The organism is Streptomyces lincolnensis (assembly GCF_021173675.1).
GTDB classification, from domain to species: domain Bacteria; phylum Actinomycetota; class Actinomycetes; order Streptomycetales; family Streptomycetaceae; genus Streptomyces; species Streptomyces lincolnensis_B.
The window spans coordinates 165,661-183,533 of sequence record NZ_JAIHON010000010.1; the positions used below are offsets into that span (position 1 = coordinate 165,661).

Annotated in this window: 16 protein-coding genes and 1 pseudogene; 6 read left to right on the forward strand and 11 right to left on the reverse strand. The window is 71.4% G+C overall.

The genetic code is table 11. The annotated features are described in order from the left end of the window. Nucleotides 1–39: 39 nt before the first annotated feature. From K4B79_RS29750 to K4B79_RS29760, 3 genes and pseudogenes are all read left to right on the forward strand, one after another. Nucleotides 40–144 (forward strand): annotated as a pseudogene (locus K4B79_RS29750) (transposase); the annotation flags it as partial. A 94-nt stretch (nucleotides 145–238) separates the two neighbouring features. Then, nucleotides 239–1,066 carry an SAM-dependent methyltransferase gene (locus K4B79_RS29755; RefSeq protein ID WP_232030156.1) on the forward strand — a complete coding sequence of 276 codons (828 nt, stop codon included), beginning with the start codon at nucleotides 239–241 and terminating at the stop codon, nucleotides 1,064–1,066. A gap of 175 nt (nucleotides 1,067–1,241) precedes the next feature. Continuing rightward, nucleotides 1,242–1,409 (forward strand): flavin reductase family protein, encoded by a 168-nt coding sequence (locus tag K4B79_RS29760; RefSeq protein WP_232030157.1) that lies wholly within the window; start codon nucleotides 1,242–1,244, stop codon nucleotides 1,407–1,409. Between the two features lie 236 nt (nucleotides 1,410–1,645). On the opposite strand, the gene K4B79_RS29765 is transcribed toward K4B79_RS29760, so the two are convergent. From K4B79_RS29765 to K4B79_RS29810, 10 genes are all read right to left on the reverse strand, one after another. Next, complete coding sequence (locus K4B79_RS29765) at nucleotides 1,646–2,017, reverse strand: hypothetical protein (RefSeq protein ID WP_232030158.1); 372 nt, start codon at nucleotides 2,015–2,017, stop codon at nucleotides 1,646–1,648. Nucleotides 2,018–2,057: 40 nt separating this feature from the next. Further along, entirely contained in the window at nucleotides 2,058–3,272 is a 1,215-nt protein-coding gene (locus K4B79_RS29770; RefSeq protein ID WP_232030159.1) for a globin domain-containing protein, read from the reverse strand. A 272-nt stretch (nucleotides 3,273–3,544) separates the two neighbouring features. Further along, nucleotides 3,545–3,925, reverse strand: a complete 381-nt coding sequence (locus K4B79_RS29775) for an STAS domain-containing protein (protein ID WP_232030160.1) — start codon at nucleotides 3,923–3,925, stop codon at nucleotides 3,545–3,547. A gap of 288 nt (nucleotides 3,926–4,213) precedes the next feature. Next, on the reverse strand, nucleotides 4,214–4,579 hold the full coding sequence (locus tag K4B79_RS29780; protein ID WP_232030161.1) for a cupin domain-containing protein: 366 nt from the start codon (nucleotides 4,577–4,579) through the stop codon (nucleotides 4,214–4,216). An 11-nt stretch (nucleotides 4,580–4,590) separates the two neighbouring features. Beyond that, nucleotides 4,591–5,436 (reverse strand): class I SAM-dependent methyltransferase, encoded by an 846-nt coding sequence (locus tag K4B79_RS29785; protein ID WP_232030167.1) that lies wholly within the window; start codon nucleotides 5,434–5,436, stop codon nucleotides 4,591–4,593. Between the two features lie 674 nt (nucleotides 5,437–6,110). After that, nucleotides 6,111–6,746 (reverse strand): vitamin K epoxide reductase family protein, encoded by a 636-nt coding sequence (locus K4B79_RS29790; RefSeq protein WP_232030169.1) that lies wholly within the window; start codon nucleotides 6,744–6,746, stop codon nucleotides 6,111–6,113. Then, on the reverse strand, nucleotides 6,743–7,525 hold the full coding sequence (narI, locus tag K4B79_RS29795) for a respiratory nitrate reductase subunit gamma (RefSeq protein ID WP_232030171.1): 783 nt from the start codon (nucleotides 7,523–7,525) through the stop codon (nucleotides 6,743–6,745). The genes K4B79_RS29790 and narI overlap by 4 nt, the downstream gene beginning before the upstream one ends. Continuing rightward, on the reverse strand, nucleotides 7,522–8,313 hold the full coding sequence (narJ, locus tag K4B79_RS29800; protein ID WP_232030173.1) for a nitrate reductase molybdenum cofactor assembly chaperone: 792 nt from the start codon (nucleotides 8,311–8,313) through the stop codon (nucleotides 7,522–7,524). Before narJ ends, narI begins: the two co-directional genes overlap by 4 nt. Continuing rightward, nucleotides 8,310–9,854: a nitrate reductase subunit beta gene (gene narH / locus K4B79_RS29805; protein ID WP_232030175.1), complete on the reverse strand. Its 1,545-nt coding sequence runs from the start codon at nucleotides 9,852–9,854 to the stop codon at nucleotides 8,310–8,312. Before narH ends, narJ begins: the two co-directional genes overlap by 4 nt. Before the next feature lies 1 nt (nucleotide 9,855). Continuing rightward, on the reverse strand, nucleotides 9,856–13,554 hold the full coding sequence (locus tag K4B79_RS29810) for a nitrate reductase subunit alpha (RefSeq protein ID WP_232030177.1): 3,699 nt from the start codon (nucleotides 13,552–13,554) through the stop codon (nucleotides 9,856–9,858). Nucleotides 13,555–13,959: 405 nt separating this feature from the next. Between K4B79_RS29810 and K4B79_RS29815 the strand changes: the two genes are divergently transcribed. Both K4B79_RS29815 and K4B79_RS29820 read left to right on the forward strand, forming a co-directional pair. Next, nucleotides 13,960–14,793, forward strand: coding sequence for a DUF2249 domain-containing protein (locus K4B79_RS29815; protein WP_232030178.1), 834 nt, complete (start codon nucleotides 13,960–13,962; stop codon nucleotides 14,791–14,793). Nucleotides 14,794–14,891: 98 nt separating this feature from the next. Then, nucleotides 14,892–15,395, forward strand: a complete 504-nt coding sequence (locus tag K4B79_RS29820; protein WP_232030180.1) for a hypothetical protein — start codon at nucleotides 14,892–14,894, stop codon at nucleotides 15,393–15,395. Between the two features lie 471 nt (nucleotides 15,396–15,866). Here K4B79_RS29820 and K4B79_RS29825 read toward each other — a convergent pair whose 3' ends face one another. After that, nucleotides 15,867–16,289, reverse strand: coding sequence for a pyridoxamine 5'-phosphate oxidase family protein (locus K4B79_RS29825; RefSeq protein ID WP_232030182.1), 423 nt, complete (start codon nucleotides 16,287–16,289; stop codon nucleotides 15,867–15,869). Nucleotides 16,290–16,580: 291 nt separating this feature from the next. Here K4B79_RS29825 and K4B79_RS29830 point away from each other — a divergent pair, with 291 nt between their 5' ends. Further along, nucleotides 16,581–17,864, forward strand: coding sequence for an MFS transporter (locus K4B79_RS29830; protein WP_374208524.1), 1,284 nt, complete (start codon nucleotides 16,581–16,583; stop codon nucleotides 17,862–17,864). Nucleotides 17,865–17,873 lie beyond the last annotated feature (9 nt).

Consider the following 17,873-nt stretch of genomic DNA (forward strand, 5'->3'; position numbering starts at 1 on the left):
GCCGCGGGCTGCGTCCCCGGACACCCCCGTGCCGGCAATGGCGTGCTGATCGTGGACGAGGCCGGCTTCCTGAAGAAGGGCACCGCCTCAGTCGGCGTGCAGCGGCAGAACACCGGCACCGCGGGCCGGACCGAGGGATGCCGAACCCTGGCATCCGTGTCCTCGCACCGCACCGCACCGCACCGACCGGCTGGAAGGACCCCAAAACCAGGGTGCGCAGGCGCCGTTGCGGTGAAGAATGGCAACCGTGACGAACGAGGGCTCCTCCATCGACCCGGCCGAACCCAGCATCGCCCGTGTCTACGACTACCTGCTCGGCGGCAAGGACAACTACGCCGTGGACCGGAAGATCGGGGACGTGTTCAAGCGCGACCTGCCCGGTTCCGTGGCCATCGCCTTCGCCAACCGCGCGGCCCTGACCCGGGCGGTCAGGGAGATCGCGAAGACCACCGGTATCCGGCAGTTCATCGACCTGGGCAGTGGCCTGCCGACCGCCGACAACGTCCACCAGGTCGCGCAGCGGCACGCTCCCGAGTCCCGGGTCGTCTACGTGGACATCGACCCCCAGGTGTTGGTCCACGGCCGCGCGCTGCTGGAGAACAACGACCGGACCCGCGTCGTCGCGGTCGACGTACGCGACCCCGAAGGCATCCGCACGCACCCCGACACCGTCGACCTCATCGACTTCACTCGTCCCGTGGCCGTCATCCTCAGCGCCATCCTCCACCACGTCAACGATGACGAGGACCCGGCCGGCATCGTCCGCTACTGGCGCGACCACGTCCCCTCCGGAAGCTACTTCTTCGTCAGCCACTTCCGCTCCGGCAACAACCCGGAGACCGCGGAAGCCGAGAAGGTCCTCCAGCGGACGTTCGGCCGCGGTCGGTGGCGCACGGACGCGGAAATCGCCTCCCTGCTGGACGGCCTGGAGATTCTCGACCCCGGGGTCGTCCCCGCGTCCCTGTGGCGTCCCGACGAGACCGACAACGCGTGGGGGAGGGGCGACAGACGAGAACTCACGGTCTGGGAACACCTCATCGCCGCCGGACTGGCCCGGAAAGCCTAGTCATTCCGGCCCTGGCGAGCCGATGCCGCGGCCTGGCCTTCGTCGGGGGCGGGCGCCTTCCCGCCTCCGAGGCGGCATCCCGCTTCTGGGGCTCCCCCGTGGACCAGTCGACGGGCGTCGGACAGGCCGTGTCCTGGGCCCGGGAAAGCCTGGCAGCCGCGGATCGGGAGAACTCGTGAGGGCGGGCTTCTTCGTGGCCACCTCCTCCACCAGCTGGCCGCACATGGAGCGGGTGAGCCGCTTCGCCGTCAACGTCCTGGCGGCCGGCCAGGACGACCTGTGCGCCCGCTTCGCCCGCTCGGGAGGAGACAAGTGCGCGGGACGGCCGGGTCGCCACCCTTGAGGAACCGCGCCCGGCGCCGGGCGGGCGTTGGTCTTCCACGGCAATGGCCTGCGCGCGCTGTCATCAGAAGGAGACGACGACTGACTGATGCAGGAACGTGGCCGTGGCGAGCGCCGCGATCCCGCTGCCTCGCAGAAGCCTGGTCGGTGGACAGTCACCGGCCGGGCCAGTGCTCACCGCAGAGTCAGGCCGGGGGAGAGTCCACCGTCGGGCCGCTGCTTTCGGCAGGAGGCCGACTACCGGGGGCCGCCGCGCCATGGCGGGGCCGCCGTCCGGTGGCCGTGGTGGCCGGCGCGGGTCGCCTTGTCGGTCCGACGGCGCAGCCGGTCCTGGAGCTGGTCGACGACTTCACGGTCGGTGGCCCCTTCGGCGAGCACGACGACCTCACGCCGTCCGACGCGCAGGGTCACCGCGGCCGACCATGGACGGTCCGCGTGGTGAGCGGCCGCTTTTGCGATCCGCACTTCGCCGGTGACGAGGGGCAGCCCGGGCCGATCGACGATGGCGTCGATCTTCGTGCGGGCGTACGCCAGGGTCTCCTCGTCCACCTCGCCGTCCGCACGCACCAACACGCTGGGAGTGGTGGTCCGGGTGGCATTGCCGGTCATGTCGGTTCCTCTCCAGGAAGTGCGGTGGGACGTCCGACGGTCAGGCCGCCGGGCCGGGCAGCCACAGGTCGGGGCCGAAGACCTCGTAGCGGATGCGCTGTGCCGGAACTCGGGCGCGCAGCAGCTGTGCGCGGACGTCGCGCATGAACGGCAGCGGGCCGCACAGGAACACCGTGGCGCCTTTGGGCAGTTCGATGCCCTCGAGGTTCATCAGGCCCGCGCGGGCGCCGGGCTCCTCCGGGCCGGGCTGCTCGTACCAGAAGACCGCGTGGGCGTGCGGCAGTTGCCCGGCCAACTCGGTCGTCTCCGTGCGCAGGGCGTGGTCGGCGGGCGACCGGTCGGCGTGCAGGACCAGCACCGGGCGGGCGGAACCGAGGGCGGCGAGGTGGGCCAGGATGCTGGTCATCGGGGTGCCGCCGATGCCCGCGGAGACCAGGACGACCGGAGTGGTGGCATCGGCCGGGTCGTCGAGGAAGACGTCGCCGAAGGGAGCGGAGAGCGTCAGGTCGTCGCCCTCGTGAACGTGCTCGTGCAGCAGGTTGGAGACTTCGCCGTCCGGTGCTCCGGACGCCCCGGAGATCCGCTTGACGGTGATGCGCCGCAGCTCCCCGCCCGGGTCGGAGGACAGGCTGTACTGGCGCAGCTGGTGTACTCCATCGGGCATGCGCAGGCGCACGCTGACGTACTGGCCAGCCCGCGCCTGTGGCGCCGGCTGTCCGTCGGCCGGGCGGAGCAGAAAGGACACCACGTTCGGAGTCTCGGTCCGGCGCTCGACGACCGTCCACGGCCGCCAGATCTGGCCGGGCTCCACCCCCGCGTCCTGGTACAGACGGGCCTCCCGGCCGATCAGGGCACCGGCCATCAGCCAGTACACCTCGTCCCAGGCGGCCGCCACCTCCGGGGTGACCGCGTCGCCGAGCACCTCGGCTATCGCGCCGAAGAGGTACTTGTGCACGATCGTGTACTGGTCGTCGGTGACCCCGACGGCGGCGTGTTTGTGCGCGATCCGATCCAGCAGGACGTCCGGGCGCGTGCCCGGCGTCTCGAGCATCGCAGTCGCGAACCCGGCGATCGAGCCGGCCAGCGCGCGGCGCTGGGCTCCGCTGGCCTGATTGCCGCGGTTGAACATCCCGTCGAGCAGCTCAGGCCGGTCGCGGAACATCGTGCCGTAGAAGCGTGTCGTGATCTCGTCGAGTGCTCCGGCCACGGCGGGCAGGGTGGCACGGACCACGGCGGCGGATTCTGCGGACAGCATGGAGCCTCCCGGACAGGGCTGATGAGGGGGAAGGGGCCGCATCCAAGGAGGGCGGCTCCGTCTTGTGTATCAGGCACCGGGCCAGGTTTCGGCGAGGTTCCGCGGCCCTGGGCGAAGAGGGGCCGAACGGCCCCACCGACTCGGGCGCATCGGCCCCATGGGGGGTCCCGAAAGGAGGGGCGCGCGGAGCTCAGCAGCAGTGCGCAGACCTGGGGTGCGCTTCATTCGAGTGTCGATGCACGGGGTGACGTACCGCACGGTGTGCCCTTGCATCAGTTCGCGACGACGGTCGCGGACGTACCGGCCAGAGCCCCGCTCAGGTGGGAGTGGAGCTCGAAGACACCCGCCAGGCCCACGGCGCGCAGGATCCGCCGGAAGCCGGCGCTGTCGGTGACCAGCCTCAACCGTCCGTACTGTGCCTCGGTTCGGTTCCGTGCCCGGCACAGGACTCCCAGGCCGGTGCAGTCGATGAAGGCCGTGGAGCGCAGGTCCAGCACCAGATCGGGGCGCGGGTCGGCGGTCAGGGTGTCCAGGCGGGCCGCCAGGGGCGGCGCGGTGAGGATGTCGATCTCGCCACGCAGCTCCACGACAGTGGTTTCACCGACAGGGTGTTCCGTGATGTGAGGCGTGGACCTGCAGTCAATTCCGGACATGGGATGAGACAACAGGGTAAAGCGAGGTGACGGTAGGGCCGGTCGGCCCTACTGCCCGGGTCCCACGCAGGTGCCGCGCGCCGGGCGAGATGAGGCGGCCGCCCGGCCCAGCGACACCAGTACCTCGCCGGAGGCCGAGCCCAGTTGGGGATCCATGGCGCCCTCCTTCCGAGCCCCACGCGGCTCAGGCCGGCCGGCGAGCACGCGCGAGGCCGGCGTCGTGGTCATCGGCGCGCCGGTGTGTCTCCGCCGCACAGTTCACGGTGGTTCACACCTGCCGTGTCCAGGTCACCGACCCATGTGACGCGCCGCGGAGGGGACCCCGGATCCGGACGGTTCCGGGGCGGGGAGCATGGTCAGCAGCATGACGCTGGGCTCGGTCGCCCGTACGGTGTGCGGCAGTCGTGCGGGCAGGTGGATCCAGCTGCCCGGTGTCGCCTCGGTCTTCGCGTCGCCCAGGACGAGGTCGAGGCGACCGGAGACGACCTGGATGACCACGGGCAGGGCAGAGGTGTGCTCGGTCAGTTCCTGGCCGGCGGCGAAGGCGAAGCCGACCACGCGCAGGCGGTCGTCGCGGTACAGAACGCGGCTGAGGGTGCCGTCCTCCGGCACGGTCAGTTCGGCGGCCAGGTCGGTGATCACGGTGGCGGGCATGGGGTGCCTCCTCAGGCTCGGGTCGGGGTGGGGACGGCGAGCAGGCTGATCGCGCCGAGGTGAGCGCTGTGGCGTCGGAAGACATGGCGCATGTGCAGCACACGCCGTAGGGCGGAAGGATCCCGCAGTGCGCGGCCGGCGATGCGCAGGGCGGGGATCAGCCCTTCGTCGTCGATCAGCCGACGCGGTTCGAGCAGCGCCATCGGTGCGGTCTTCTGGGCGGTGACGGTGAACCCCTCGGTGATGAGGAGCTCGCTCCAGTCGCTGGGGGTCAGGGGGCGGGCGCCGACGTGGATGGCGTCCTGCAGGTCCGCGGTGATCCGGTCGGCGAGGGCCGGGTCGAGGTCGTCGGGCAGCAGGCACAGTTCGTGGAGGGCGTAGCGGCCGGTGGAGCCGTCGAGGAGGCGGCGTGCTTCCCGTACGACGCGACGCTTGGCGGGGCAGGGCTGCATCGTCAGCATCGCCTCGCCGTACACGACGGTGGCGCAACCGTCCGGCAGCCCGGTGGCCGCGGCGTCCGACCGTACGGCGCGTGCCTCGGTCGGGCCGGGGCCGGTGAGCGTGCTCAGCGTGGCCACGGCGGCGACGTCGCGGTCGACGGCGGTGTAGGCGGCCGGGCGGCGGGTGAGGGTCAGCCGGGCGGTGGCCCCGAGGTCGGCGGCCAGCTCCACCACCCGGTCTTCCGGATCCACCCCCAGGGCGTCCAGCATCCACCGGGTCAACTCCACACCGCCGGGGCGCAGGACGCGCTTGCCCAGGCGGGCGAGCAGCCAGTGGCCGGGCATGCGGGCGGCGTCCAGTCCGTCGCCGGGAAGGGAGATGTTCTGCTGCAGGGCCTGATCGTTGGTCGATGCCATGGTCGTGCCTCGCTCTCTGCCTGCGTTCGCGCTACTTAGGTGAACCTAACTTCGAGTGATGGTGGGGTACGGGGGCCGAACGTCCCGAATTGCGGGGCCCAGTGGGTCAGTCATGGCGGGTGGACTCCGCGACGCTCCTACTCGTCGTGGAACAGGTCCGTGCCGAGACAGCGCTCTCCGGTGTCGGGCAGGGCCACGACCATCAGGGCGCTCTTGTTCTGCGGGCGGCTGGCGAGGGTGGGCGCTGCGTTGAGGGCGGCCGCCGCCGGTGGTCGACGACAGAGGCGGCGGCCGCCGGCGCGAGAACCCCGCGTGGCTCCCCAAGCGCACGGGGTTCTCGCGCGGATCGTCCTCACGGGCCCTGGGGCGTGCGGGAGTTCGCCCCAACTTGAACCGGCCGCGGGGACGAGGGACCGGGGCCTGCGGACCGTTCGCGTGACTGCGGACCCTGGTTTCCCTGCTGGTTCGGTTGTCGTGGGGGCCCGGGGGCTGGGGGCCGTGGCCAGGTCTTTGGTTGGACGCCGAGGAGTCCTGGCTTGTCTGTTCGAATCCTAAAGGGCGTCAGGAGCGTGGCGCCAGCACGCGATTCGGCCTGCTCGACCCGCCGCCTGTGCCACCGTCACCTGTCACAACCTGCCAGTTCATTGCTTACCGCCCTCGGGTCCGCCGGCCGGTCAGAGCAGGCCGCTCCAGTAGGGCCAGAAGCGGGTGAGGACGAGCAGGGCAATCACCCCGTACCAGGCGCCGAGGAGCATCCAGTGGGTGTCCCGGACCACCTCCAGCACACCGCGGGGCACCGGGATGATCCTCTCTTCCAGGGAGCGCACGGTGACGTACCAGAACAGGGCGATGGTGACGACCCAGACGACAGCGCAGTAGGGGCAGAGCTTGTTGAGTACGTAGAGCGACTGCAGGATCAGCCAGTGGACGAAAGCCACCGCCGCCAGCGCCCCGGCGTTCAGCGCCAGCCACAGCCGGCGGTGCAGGCGCGCACCCGAGAGCACGGCGACGCCCAAGGCGACCACGGCGGCGAAGGCGCCCAGTCCGAGCAGCATGTTGGGGAAGCCGAACAGGCTGCCCTGCGGGCTCGACATGACGCTGCCGCAGCCCACCACGGGACTGATGTTGCACGGCGGCTGGTAGGCGGGGTCGCGCAGGAGCCGCCAGTCGTCCACGGTGAGCTGGAAGGAGGCGAGCCAGCCGACGGTGCCGGTGACGACCATCACCCATCCCGTGCGGCGGCCCGTGCCGACCGCCCGGGGGCGCCGGGCGGTCAGCGCGTCCGGTGCCGGCACGGGTTCGTGGCTCATGCGGCTCGCCCGGAGCCGGAGGCCGACCGGGTCCGGCCCCCGGTCGTCGGGGCAGAGACCGGGGCGGAGCGTCGCCGGTAGACCAGGTACGGACGGGCCAGATAACCGATCGGCGCGCTCCACACATGCACCAGCCGGGTGAACGGCCAGGCCGCGAAGAGCAGGAAGGCGCTCAGGGCGTGCAGCTGGAACAGCAGCGGGGCCCCGGCGATCGCCTCGGGCTGCGGCTGGAGGACGAACAGGCCGCGGAACCAGACGGAGACGGTGGAGCGGTAGTCGTAGCCGGCGCCGAACACGTTGTGGGCGGCGGTGGCGGTGATGCCCAGCACGACGGTGGCGGACAGCAGCGGGAAGAGGACTTTGTCGCTGCGGTCGGTGCCGAGCCGGATCCGGCGGGTCAGCAGGCGGCGGGCGCAGAGCATGCCCAGCCCCGCGACCATGGCGACGCCCGCCACCGAGCCCGCCCAGACGGCCGTGGTGTGGTACGCGTGTTCGGTGATGCCGACGGCTTCGGTCCATGAGTCGGGGACGGCCAGGCCCACCACATGCCCGGCGATCACCATGAACGCGCCCACGTGGAACAGCGGGCTGCCGAAGCGCAGCCACCGGTGTTCGAGGAGCTGGGTGGTGCGGGAGGTCCAGCCGAACTGGTCCTGGCGGTAGCGCCAGACGTGCCCGACCACGAACACGGCGAGGCAGATGTAGGGAACGGCGACCCACAGCAGGAGGTCGGCGCCGCTCGTGGACGCGGCGGCCAGAGAGGCGGGTGCGGCGTTCATCGGAGGCCTTCCCTACGGTTGGTCGCAGCGGGTGGCACATACGTCGGCGCGGCGGGCACGGGCGGCACGAAGGTGCCCGGCGGCGCGAACTCGCCGTCCCCGTAGGTGCCGTAGGGGTCGAGGCCGACCTCCTCGTTGGGCGGGCCCTCGGCGGCGAGCCGGGCCACCGCCGCGCGGTCGGCCTCGGTGGGCGGCGGCAGCAGGGTGAGCAGTGCGGCCAGGACGTGCCGGTAGGGGGAGTCGGCGTCGGTCAGCGCCCGGTGGATCAGCTCAAGGCCGCGCCGGTGCTGGCGCAGCGGAGCCTCGCCACCCCCCGGGCCCACAAGGGCGGCGAATTCCAGGACGACCGGGAGGTGGTCGGGCAGTTCTCCCCCGTCGGTGTTCCAGCCCGTGGCCTTGTACCGCTGGTTCAGGGTGAGCAGGGCCATGCCGCGGCGGCGGGTGTCGCCGTGCAGGTAATAGGTGAGGTAGAGGCTGCTCTTGCGGCGCAGGTCGAACATCTCGACGTAGTGCCGCTCCAGCGCCTCGGGATCCTGGTCGGCGAACCAGTCGGTGAACCGGGCCAGGTGCCGCGCGCCTGGCGTGGCCGGAAGGGCCTTGACGACGGCTGTCAACTCCGTGCGTGCAGCGGTCAGTTCGGAGTCGGGGTACTGCAGGAGCAGCGACACGAGCCGCAGTATCAGGGCTCGGCCCGCCGTCTCCTCGGGTGTGAGACGGGCCGGGCGGCGTACGGCTGCCCGGACTCGGGTGCGGACGAGGGCGGGGATCGATGCGGGCTGCGGGCTCACGGGTGGCCTCCGGTGGCGGTTTCGGTCGTACGGCGGCGCAGGGTGGGGATGCCGAGCATCACGCGGCGGCCACCGGCCTCGACCGGCTCGCCCGACGACTCGACCGGGCAGCGGTTCTCCATGGCGGTCAGCGCGGCGGCGTCCTCCTTGTGCGCGGCCGGGACGACGTACCGGTCGGCGTACTTGGCGACGGCGAGCAGCCGGTGCAGGTCCTCCGCCTCACGTGTGGTCAGACCGACGGCCTTGAGCACCGCCTCGTCGCCGTCCTCGCCGAGGGTGCGCTCGCGCATGAACGAGCGCAGCGCGGTGAGCTTCATCAGCACCCCGGCGACCACGTCGGTGTCCCCGGCGGTGAACAGCTCCGCCAGATACTCCAGCGGGATACGCAGCCGGGTGACGGCGGCGAAGACGTGGTCGGGGTCGTCCTGATCGCCGCCCGCCGCGTCCACGGCGTCGAGGACGGGGGACAGTGGCGGCACGTACCAGACCATCGGCATCGTCCGGTACTCCGGATGCAGCGGAAGCGCCACCTTGTAGCGCATGACCAGGTCGTACACCGGTGAGCGGCGGGCCGCCTCCAGCCAGTCCTCCGGAATGCCCGACTCGCGTGCCGCGGCGCGTATTTCGGGGTCGTGCGGGTCGAGGAACACACCGCGTTGGGCGTCGAGGAGATCGTGCTCGTCCGCGGTGGCCGCGGCCTCGCCGACGCGGTCGGCGTCGTACAGGAGCAGTCCGAGGTAGCGCAGCCGTCCGACGCAGGTCTCGGAGCAGACGGTGGGCTGTCCGGCCTCGACGCGCGGGAAGCAGAAGGTGCACTTCTCGGCCTTGCCGGTGGCGTGGTTGACGTACACCTTCTTGTACGGGCAGGCCGTCACGCACATCCGCCAGCCGCGGCAGCGGTCCTGGTCGACGAGGACGATGCCGTCCTCGACGCGCTTGTACATCGCGCCGGACGGACAGGCGGAGACGCAGGCCGGGTTGAGGCAGTGCTCGCACAGGCGGGGCAGGTGGAAGAGGAAGGTCTGCTCGAACTCGAACTTCACCTTCTCGGCCCACTCGCCGGTGAGGTTGGGGTCGCCGCCGGCGTGCTCGGGGGCACCGCCGAGGCCGTCCTCCCAGTTGGCGCCCCAGGTGATGGCGGTCGGCCTGCCGGTGAGGACCGAGCGCGGCCGGGCGACGGGGATGTCCTTCTGGGCCGGGGCGTTGACCAGGTTGTCGTAGTCGTAGGTGACCGGCTCGTAGTAGTCCTCGATGGACGGCAGGTCGGGGTTGGAGAACAGGGACAGGAGCCGCTTCATCCGGCCGCCGGAGCGCAGGACGAGCCGTCCGCGCCTGTCGAGCATCCAGCCGCCCTTCCACTGCTCCTGGTCCTCGTACCGGCGGGGGTAGCCGACCCCCGGCTTGGTCTCGACGTTGTTGAACCAGGCGTACTCGACTCCGGTGCGGTTGGACCACGTCTGCTTGCAGGTGACCGAGCAGGTGTGGCAGCCGATGCACTTGTCGAGGTTCATCACCATCGCGATCTGAGCCATCACGCGCATGTCAGTACTCCACATCCTGCGAGCGACGGCGGATGACGGTGACCTCGTCGCGCTGGTTGCCGGTCGGGCCGTAGTAGTTGAAGGCGTAGGTGAACTGCGCGTAGCCGCCCGCGAGATGGGTGGGCTTGAGCAGCAGCCGGGTCAGCGAGTTGTGGATGCCGCCGCGCTTGCCGCTGACCTCGGTCTTGGGGACGTTCACGGTGCGGTCCTGGGCGTGGTACATGTACACGGTGCCCTCGGGCATACGGTGCGTGACCACGGCCCGTGCGGCGACGACACCGTTGCGGTTGTACGCCTCGATCCACTCGTTGTCCTTGACGCCGATCTTCTCGGCGTCGGTGAGGGACATCCAGATCGTGGGTCCACCGCGGGACAGGTCGAGCATGTACTTGTTGTCCTGGTAGTTGGAGTGGATGGACCACTTCGAGTGCGGGGTCAGGTAGCGGACCGTGACCTCGGCGCGGCCGTTCTCGTTCAGGTGCTCATCGCCGTAGTGCCGGGGCGAGTTCAACGGGGGCCGGTAGACGGGCAGTTGCTCGCCGAGCTCGGCGATCCAGTCGTGCTGGACGAAGAAGTGCTGGCGGCCGGTGAGGGTGTGCCAGGGCTTCTTGTGCTCGGTGTTGATGACGAACGGCGAGTAGCGGCGCCCGCCGGTCTCCGATCCCGACCACTCGTACGAGGTCATCACCGAACGGGGCTGGGTACGGGTGTCGGCGAACGTGATCCGCTCCGCCTCGCGCTCGGAGGCCAGCTCCACCAACCCCTCGCTGCCGGTCCGCCGCTCCAGCTCCCGGAAGCCCTCGGTGGCCAGCCGTCCGTTGGTGGTCCCGGACAGGGCGAGGATCGCCTCGCACATGTGGGACGCGGTGGCGAGCGAGGGCCGGCCGGCGGCGACTCCGTCCCTGATGGTGCCGTTGCGGCGCCGGAGGTCGTCGATCTCCTGGTTCGGGTGGACGGTGACGCCCTTGGTGGTGGTGCCCAGCGTGTCGAGCAGCGGACCGACGGCGCGCATCTTCTGCGCGATCGCGGCGTAGTCGCGCTCGATGACCACCAGCTTCGGCATGGTCCGGCCGGGAACCGGCTCGCACTCGCCGGCCTTCCAGTCCCGTACGACGCCGCCGGGCTGGGCGAGTTCGTCGGGGGTGTCGTGCAGCAGTGGCACCGCCAGGACGTCGGTGCGGGTGCCAAGGTGCTCGGCGGCCAGCTCACTGAAACGGTCGGCGATGGTCAGGAACGTGTCGTAGTCGGTGCGGGCCTGCCACGGCGGGGCGATGGCCGGGGTGAAGGCGTGCACGAAGGGGTGCATGTCGGTGCTGGACAGGTCGTCCTTCTCGTACCAGGTGGCGGCCGGGAGGACGACATCGGCGAGCAGGCCGGTGGAGGTCATCCGGAAGTCCATGCACACCAGCAGGTCGAGCTTGCCCTCGGGCGCCTCCTCCCGCCACACCACGTCCTTCGGCCGGTGCTCGGGCGGGGTCTCCTCGGAGCGGACCGCCGCGTCGGCGCCGAGCAGGTGGCGCAGGAAGTACTCGTTGCCCTTGCCGGAGGAACCGAGCAGATTGGCCCGCCAGACGGTCAGCACGCGGGGGAAGTTGGCCGGGTCGTCGGGATCCTCGACGGCGAACCGCAACCGCCCGGACTTCAGCTCGTCGACGACGTGCTCGGCGACCGGGCGCCCCTTGGCCGCTGCCTCGTCCGTCAGGTCGAGCGGGTTGCGGTTGAAGCCGGGGTGACCGGGCGTCCAGCCCAGCCGCACGGCCTGCGCCAGACAGTCGGCGAACCCCTTGCCCTGGAACCGCCCTTTCCCGAGCGGGGAGGCCAACTCCTCGGGCCCGAACGCCTCGTAGCGCCACTGGTCGGAGTTCAGGTACCAGTACGAGGTGCCCGCCATGTGCCGCGTCGGCCGCTGCCAGTCGAAGGCGAACGACAGATGCTGCTGCCCGGTGACCGGGCGGACCTTCTCCTGGCCGACGTAGTGCGCCCAGCCGCCGCCGTTGACACCCTGACAGCCGGTCATCGTCGTCAGCGCCAGGAAGGCCCGGTAGATGGTGTCCGAGTGGAACCAGTGGTTGGTGCCGGCGCCCAGCGCGATCATCGAACGGCCGTTTGTGCGCTCCGCGTTGCGGGCGAACTCCCGGGCGATCCGCGCGGCCTGCTGCGCCGGCACGGAGGTGATCGTCTCCTGCCAGGCCGGGGTGTACGGCTGCTCCGCGTCCTCGTACGAGGAGGGCCAGGCGCCGGGCAGGCCGGGGCGGTGGACGCCGTACTGGGCCAGCATCAGGTCGAACACCGTCGTGACCAGGCGACCGCCGATCCTGTGGACGGGGACTCCGCGCACCATGGTCGAGCCGCCCTCGGTGGCACCCTCGTCGAAGCGGGGCAGGGCGATCTCGGCGGTGTCCTCGGCACGATCCATCAGGCTCAACTCGGGTACGACATCGCCCAGATCGAGATTCCAGCGGCCTCGCCCGGCTTCCCCCCACCGGAAGCCGAGCGAGCCGCCGGGGACCACCGGATCGCCGGTGGCCCCGTCCAGGAGGACCGTCTTGAACTCGGCGTGCTCGTCCTCGTGGCCGAGATCGGCGGCGGTCAGGAATCCGTCCGGGACGAGCCCGCGCTCGTGCTCGCGCAGGGACACCAGGAACGGGGCGTCGGTGAACTTGCGCAGGTAGTCCCGGAAGTAGGGCACGTCACGGTCGACGAGGAACTCGCGCAGGATCACGTGCCCCATGGCCATGGCCAGCGCGCCGTCCGTGCCGGGGTGCGGGGCCACCCACTCGTCGGCGTGCTTGACGTTGTCGGCGTAGTCGGGGCTGACCGCCACGACCTTGGTGCCGTTGTAACGGGTCTCGGTCAGGAAGTGCGCGTCGGGCGTGCGGGTCACGGGGATGTTCGAGCCCCACATGATCAGATAGCCCGCGTTCCACCAGTCGGCGGCCTCGGGGACGTCCGTCTGGTCGCCGAAGACCTGCGGTGAGGCGATCGGCAGGTCGGCGTACCAGTCGTAGAACGACAGCAGCGTGCCGCCGATCAGCGAGTGGAACCGGGCACCGGCCGCGAACGACGCCATTGACATCGCCGGGATGGGCGAGAAGCCCGCGACCCGGTCGGGGCCGTATGTCTTGACGGTGTGCACCTGGGCGGCGGCGATCAGCTCGCTCACCTCGTCCCAGTCGGCGCGCACCAGACCGCCCTTGCCGCGGGCCCGCTTGTACGCGCGCGCCTTGGCCGGGTCGGACGTGATCTCGGACCAGGCCGCCACGGGGTCGCCGAGCCGCCTGCGGGCCTCACGCCACAGCTTCAGCAACTCCCCCCGCACATACGGGTAGCGGACCCGGCTGGGCGAGTAGGTGTACCAGGAGAAGGAGGCTCCACGGGGGCAGCCGCGCGGCTCGTACTCGGGACAGTCGGCGCCGATCGACGGGTAGTCGGTGGCCTGGTGCTCCCAGGTGATGATGCCGTCCTTGACGTACACCATCCACGAGCAGGAACCGGTGCAGTTGACGCCGTGCGTGGAGCGCACCACCTTGTCGTGAGCCCAGCGGTCCCGGTAGAAGCCTTCCCACTTCGGGTCGCCGGTTCCGAACACGGCACGGCCGTCGGCCGATACCTCGCTGCGCGTGAGCAGTCTGCGGGCCGCCAGCGGCCAGCTCTCAGCGGCGCGCGACTTCCGCTGCCGTGCGTTCTGATCGTTCTCCATGGCCAGGACGCTAAGCGGCGCACGGCCTCCGGCACCTGGGGCTGGGGGTCCCTGGCGGACGGCCTACCGGCCCCATGTTGCCGGTGCCGACAGGGACCAATGGTCCCGGTTCCGGGTCCGGTCGGCCGGGGAGACGGGTGCGCCGGGCGTTGCATGCTGGCTGTGATCGAACCGCAGATGCCCATCCGCCCCGTACGACCGCATCCCGCCTGTCAGGCAGCCATTCCCCCGTCCCGGCCGCCGCAGGCAGAGCACGTACGGCGCGCGTGGCGCGGTTCGGTCGGGCGTCCGGCCGCTCACCGCGGCCGGACGCCTTCCGCCGCCGGAGTCGGCACCTGGATTTCTGGAGTGCCGCCCCGCTCGCATCGGCCGGCCTGGCCGGCCCGACCCGCTGGAGAGACCGTCATGCGCGTGCTCACCCTCGCCTCGCACCCCCGAGACGCCACGGCCCTGGAAAGCGCCGAGGCGCATCACGCACGACTGGCCGGGGAACTCGCCGGACGGGTGCGGATACTGCTCACCGCCATGGACCGGAACCCGACGGCCGCCGAGATGATCCACGCGGGTCTCGTGGCCTTCTGCGACCGCTCGCTCCTGCCGCACGCCGCAGCCGAGGAAGCCGCGCTCTACCCTGCCGCCCACCGCATGCCCGAGGCCCGGCTGCTGATCGAAAGCCTGATCGGCGAACACCGCTGCCTCACCGCGCTCGTCGACGCCCTGCGCGCCGCACCGAGCCCGGCGGCCGCCGCGGCCGACGCCCGGGCCCTGCAGGTGCTCTTCGAGGAGCACCTGGCCAAGGAGAACGGCCTCGTCCTGCCGCTGCTCGCCATGACCCCCGAGGTCTGTCTGGCGGAGCTGCTCGCGGACATGCACCACCGGCTCGCGAACGACTCGGCCGACAAGGGCACACCAGAAGAACAGCACAACGAGGAAGGGCACGACGTCGACGAAGCGCGGATCGAGAAGACCGGCGGCTGCGACGGCGTGTGCGGCCGCGGCGGCGCCGAGGAGGCGAACGAACCCGAGCTGGACGTCAGGGACGTTCCGCATGCCCTCCGTCACGCCACGGTCCTCGGCGCGCTCGACGCCGTCCCGGCGGGTGCCGCGATGGTGCTGATCTCCCACCACGACCCGCTGCCGCTGCTCGCGCAGATCGAGGAGCGCGACCCGGGCGCGTTCTCGGTGGAGTACCTCGAACGCGGCCCCGAAGCCTGGCGGCTGCGGCTCAGCCACCGCTGACCCGACGGCACTCACCCTGCGGCGATGCGTGCACCCCGCTCGGGCCGATGGCCACGCACCGCCGCACCCGCAAGCAAAGGGAAGAAGGACAACACGTCATGGACGGATCGCATCGCCGAGCCGGCACCCTGCTCAGGACGGTCGGTACAGCCCTGGTAGTCGCCGGACCGGTCATGCTGTGGCGCGGCCGCAGCGGCAGGAAGGAGATCCGCAGCGAACTGGCCGCTCAGAAAATCACCTTCCCCGAGCGCGGGCTGCCCGCCGAACTCGCCGCCCACGCCGGCCGCCGGGTGGAAACCGGCCCCGAGGCGCACGCCTACGCCGAGTTCATCAGAGGCAACCTCGCCCACGCCACAGGCGGCCGCACCTACGCCGAGATCACCGCGGAGCTGCACGCCACCGGAGGCGACGACGAGAAGCTCGCCAAGCTGCGCCAGACCGCGTTCATGGGCCAGTCCCTGCGCGCCTCGCTGATGTCCGCCTACCAGGCATGGCACCTCACCACCCTGGTCACGGGCCTGGGCGCCGCACTCACCGGTGTGGGAGCCGCGATGGTGGCCACCGCGGGCGCCCTGACCCCCTGCTCCTCGAACCACTGCTGACCCTGTCTCATTCCGGCGACTGGCCGTTCGGCCCCGCGTAACTCTCGTGACGAGGGACCGTCGGCCCTGTGGACGAAGACCATCGGCCGCCGCGCCGACCTTCGCCGCCGGTGGAAGCTGACGGCGACCGATCCGGAGGTACCCCGTGTACGACCACATCGACCACCCTCGAGGCCGATGCCACCGCTGCCGCTCGCGGCGGGTGCCGCGCACGGTCCGGCCCGGTCACCGTCCGGCCGCCCGCCTCGTCTGCCCTGACTCCAGGGCGGCCGGACACAGCCCCAGGGCGCTGGGAAGGGCCGAACGATGAGCGTCGCCACTCGGGCCTGCCCGCCGGCCTGCCTGCACTGCCGCGCCGAGGCCGTGCCCAACTGGGACCCGCGCGAGCTGGACACCCGAGATGATCAGCTCGGCTCGGACCGAAGGCGCGTACCAGGTGTCAAAGCCCCGCGGTGGCCACGGCGTTGTGCCTCACAGCAGGCCGGGTGCGCCCCTGAGTTGGCGTCCGGTGACCATCTCCGACTCGATCCGCACGAACACCGTTTCCCGCAAGGGCATCCAGGAGCTCGGGCCGGTCTGCGTCAGACGTTCGTGATCGGCGGGGTCGGTCACCACAGTGGCCCGTCCGGTGACGACCACACTCCAGCCGGACCGGGTCGCCGCATCGAATTCGTCCACCTCGAAGGCGACCACGACGCCGTCGATGGCATGGACGAGATCCGAGGCCGGTGAGGTGCACAGCAGGACGGAGGCGTCCGTGTCCAGCGAGAAATTGATGGGGAGGACCGCCGGCAGCGCCTGTCGGGTGTACACCACGCGGCCGATCGGCACCTTGGCCAGCAGGCGCAGGCACTCCTGCCGGTCGAGTGCGCGAAAGCCGTCTGTCTGGAACATCAGTCCATCGTCCCCTGGCCGGCGATGGGGGAGGTAGGGCCAGTCGGCCCTACCTCCGTTGTGAGACGGCGGCTGCATGCGGGGGTCTTGGGAGGGACGGACCGTGGGACAGACGGACCGGTCCGACCCCGGGGTCCCGTCCGGCCCCCGGTAGGGACTGATGGCCCATGCCGCCGGCGAGCCCGGCTGCGGACAGTGGTGACGCGGCGCCGCCCAGCAGGCAAGAGGTCTGTCGGACGCGTGCGATCCCGGTGGCGCCGTACCACCGTGCAGAGGAAAGGGACGGACAACATGGTCCAGCCGTTGAAGTCGAAGGGTGACAGCTCACCGTCAGGTGCTGCGGTGTCCGGCCGGGCGTGGCGGATGCTGGCCCTGGCCACGATCGGTTTCGCCGTGAACTTCTGGGCGTGGGCACTGCTGAGCCCGCTCGGCCCGCGGTTCAAGGACAGCCTCGACCTGTCGTCGTTCGAGCAGTCGCTGCTGGTGGCGGTGCCGGTCGTGGTCGGTTCCCTGGGCCGTATCCCGGTGGGCGCCCTGACCGACCGGTTCGGCGGCCGTGTGATGTTCCCGATCGTGTCGGCGGCCGGCATCGTGCCGGTGCTCTACCTCGGCCTGGCCGGGCACTCCTCCCTCGCCGCGCTCCTGGTCGGCGGGTTCTTCCTCGGCATCGGCGGCACCGCCTTCGCCGTCGGCGTGCCCCTCGTCAACGCCTGGTTCCCGCCCGAGCGGCGCGGCCTTGCCATCGGCGTGTTCGGCGCCGGCATGGGCGGCACCGCGATCAGCGCCCTGACCACGGTCAAGCTGGTCGACGGCAGCGGCATGGCGACCCCGTTCGTGATCACCGCCGCGGTGCTCGCCGTCTACGCCGTGGCCGCGGCGCTGCTGCTGCGCGACGCGCCCGGACGCACCGTGCCGACCGAGCCGCTGGCCCGCCGACTGGCCGCCACCGCCCGACTGGGCATTACCTGGCAGGCATCCGCGCTGTACGCGGTGGCCTTCGGCGGCTACGTGGCCTTCTCGGTCTACCTGCCCACCTACCTCAAGACCGGCTACGGCCTCACCCAGGCCGACGCCGCCAACCGCATGGCCGGCTTCGTGCTCCTCGCGGTGGCGATGCGCCCGATCGGCGGCTGGCTGTCCGACCGTATGGGACCGGTCCGGGTGCTCGCCGGATCGCTGGCCGTGGTCGTGGCCGGAGCGGTCGCGCAGTCCTTCACCCCCGCCCTGGCACCGGTGGGGACCATCGCCTTCCTGGCCATGGCCGCCGCGCTCGGCGCGGGCAGCGGGGCGACCTTCGCCCTGGTGGCCCTGCTCACCCCGGCCGATCAGGTCGGCTCCGTCACCGGCGTCGTCGGCGCCGCGGGCGGCCTGGGCGGCTTCCTGCCGCCGCTGGTGATGGGCTCGCTGTACGGGCAGTACGGAACGTACGCGGCCGGTCTGGCACTGCTCGCGATCGTGGCCGCAGCGGCACTGGCCTACACCCTCACCGGCGTCCGCTCCGCCGCCCACGGCGGCGGCCGGGCTCCGCGGACCGGCCGTGGGCGACGGCACCGCACCGCGCACACCACCGCGTGAGAACACGCG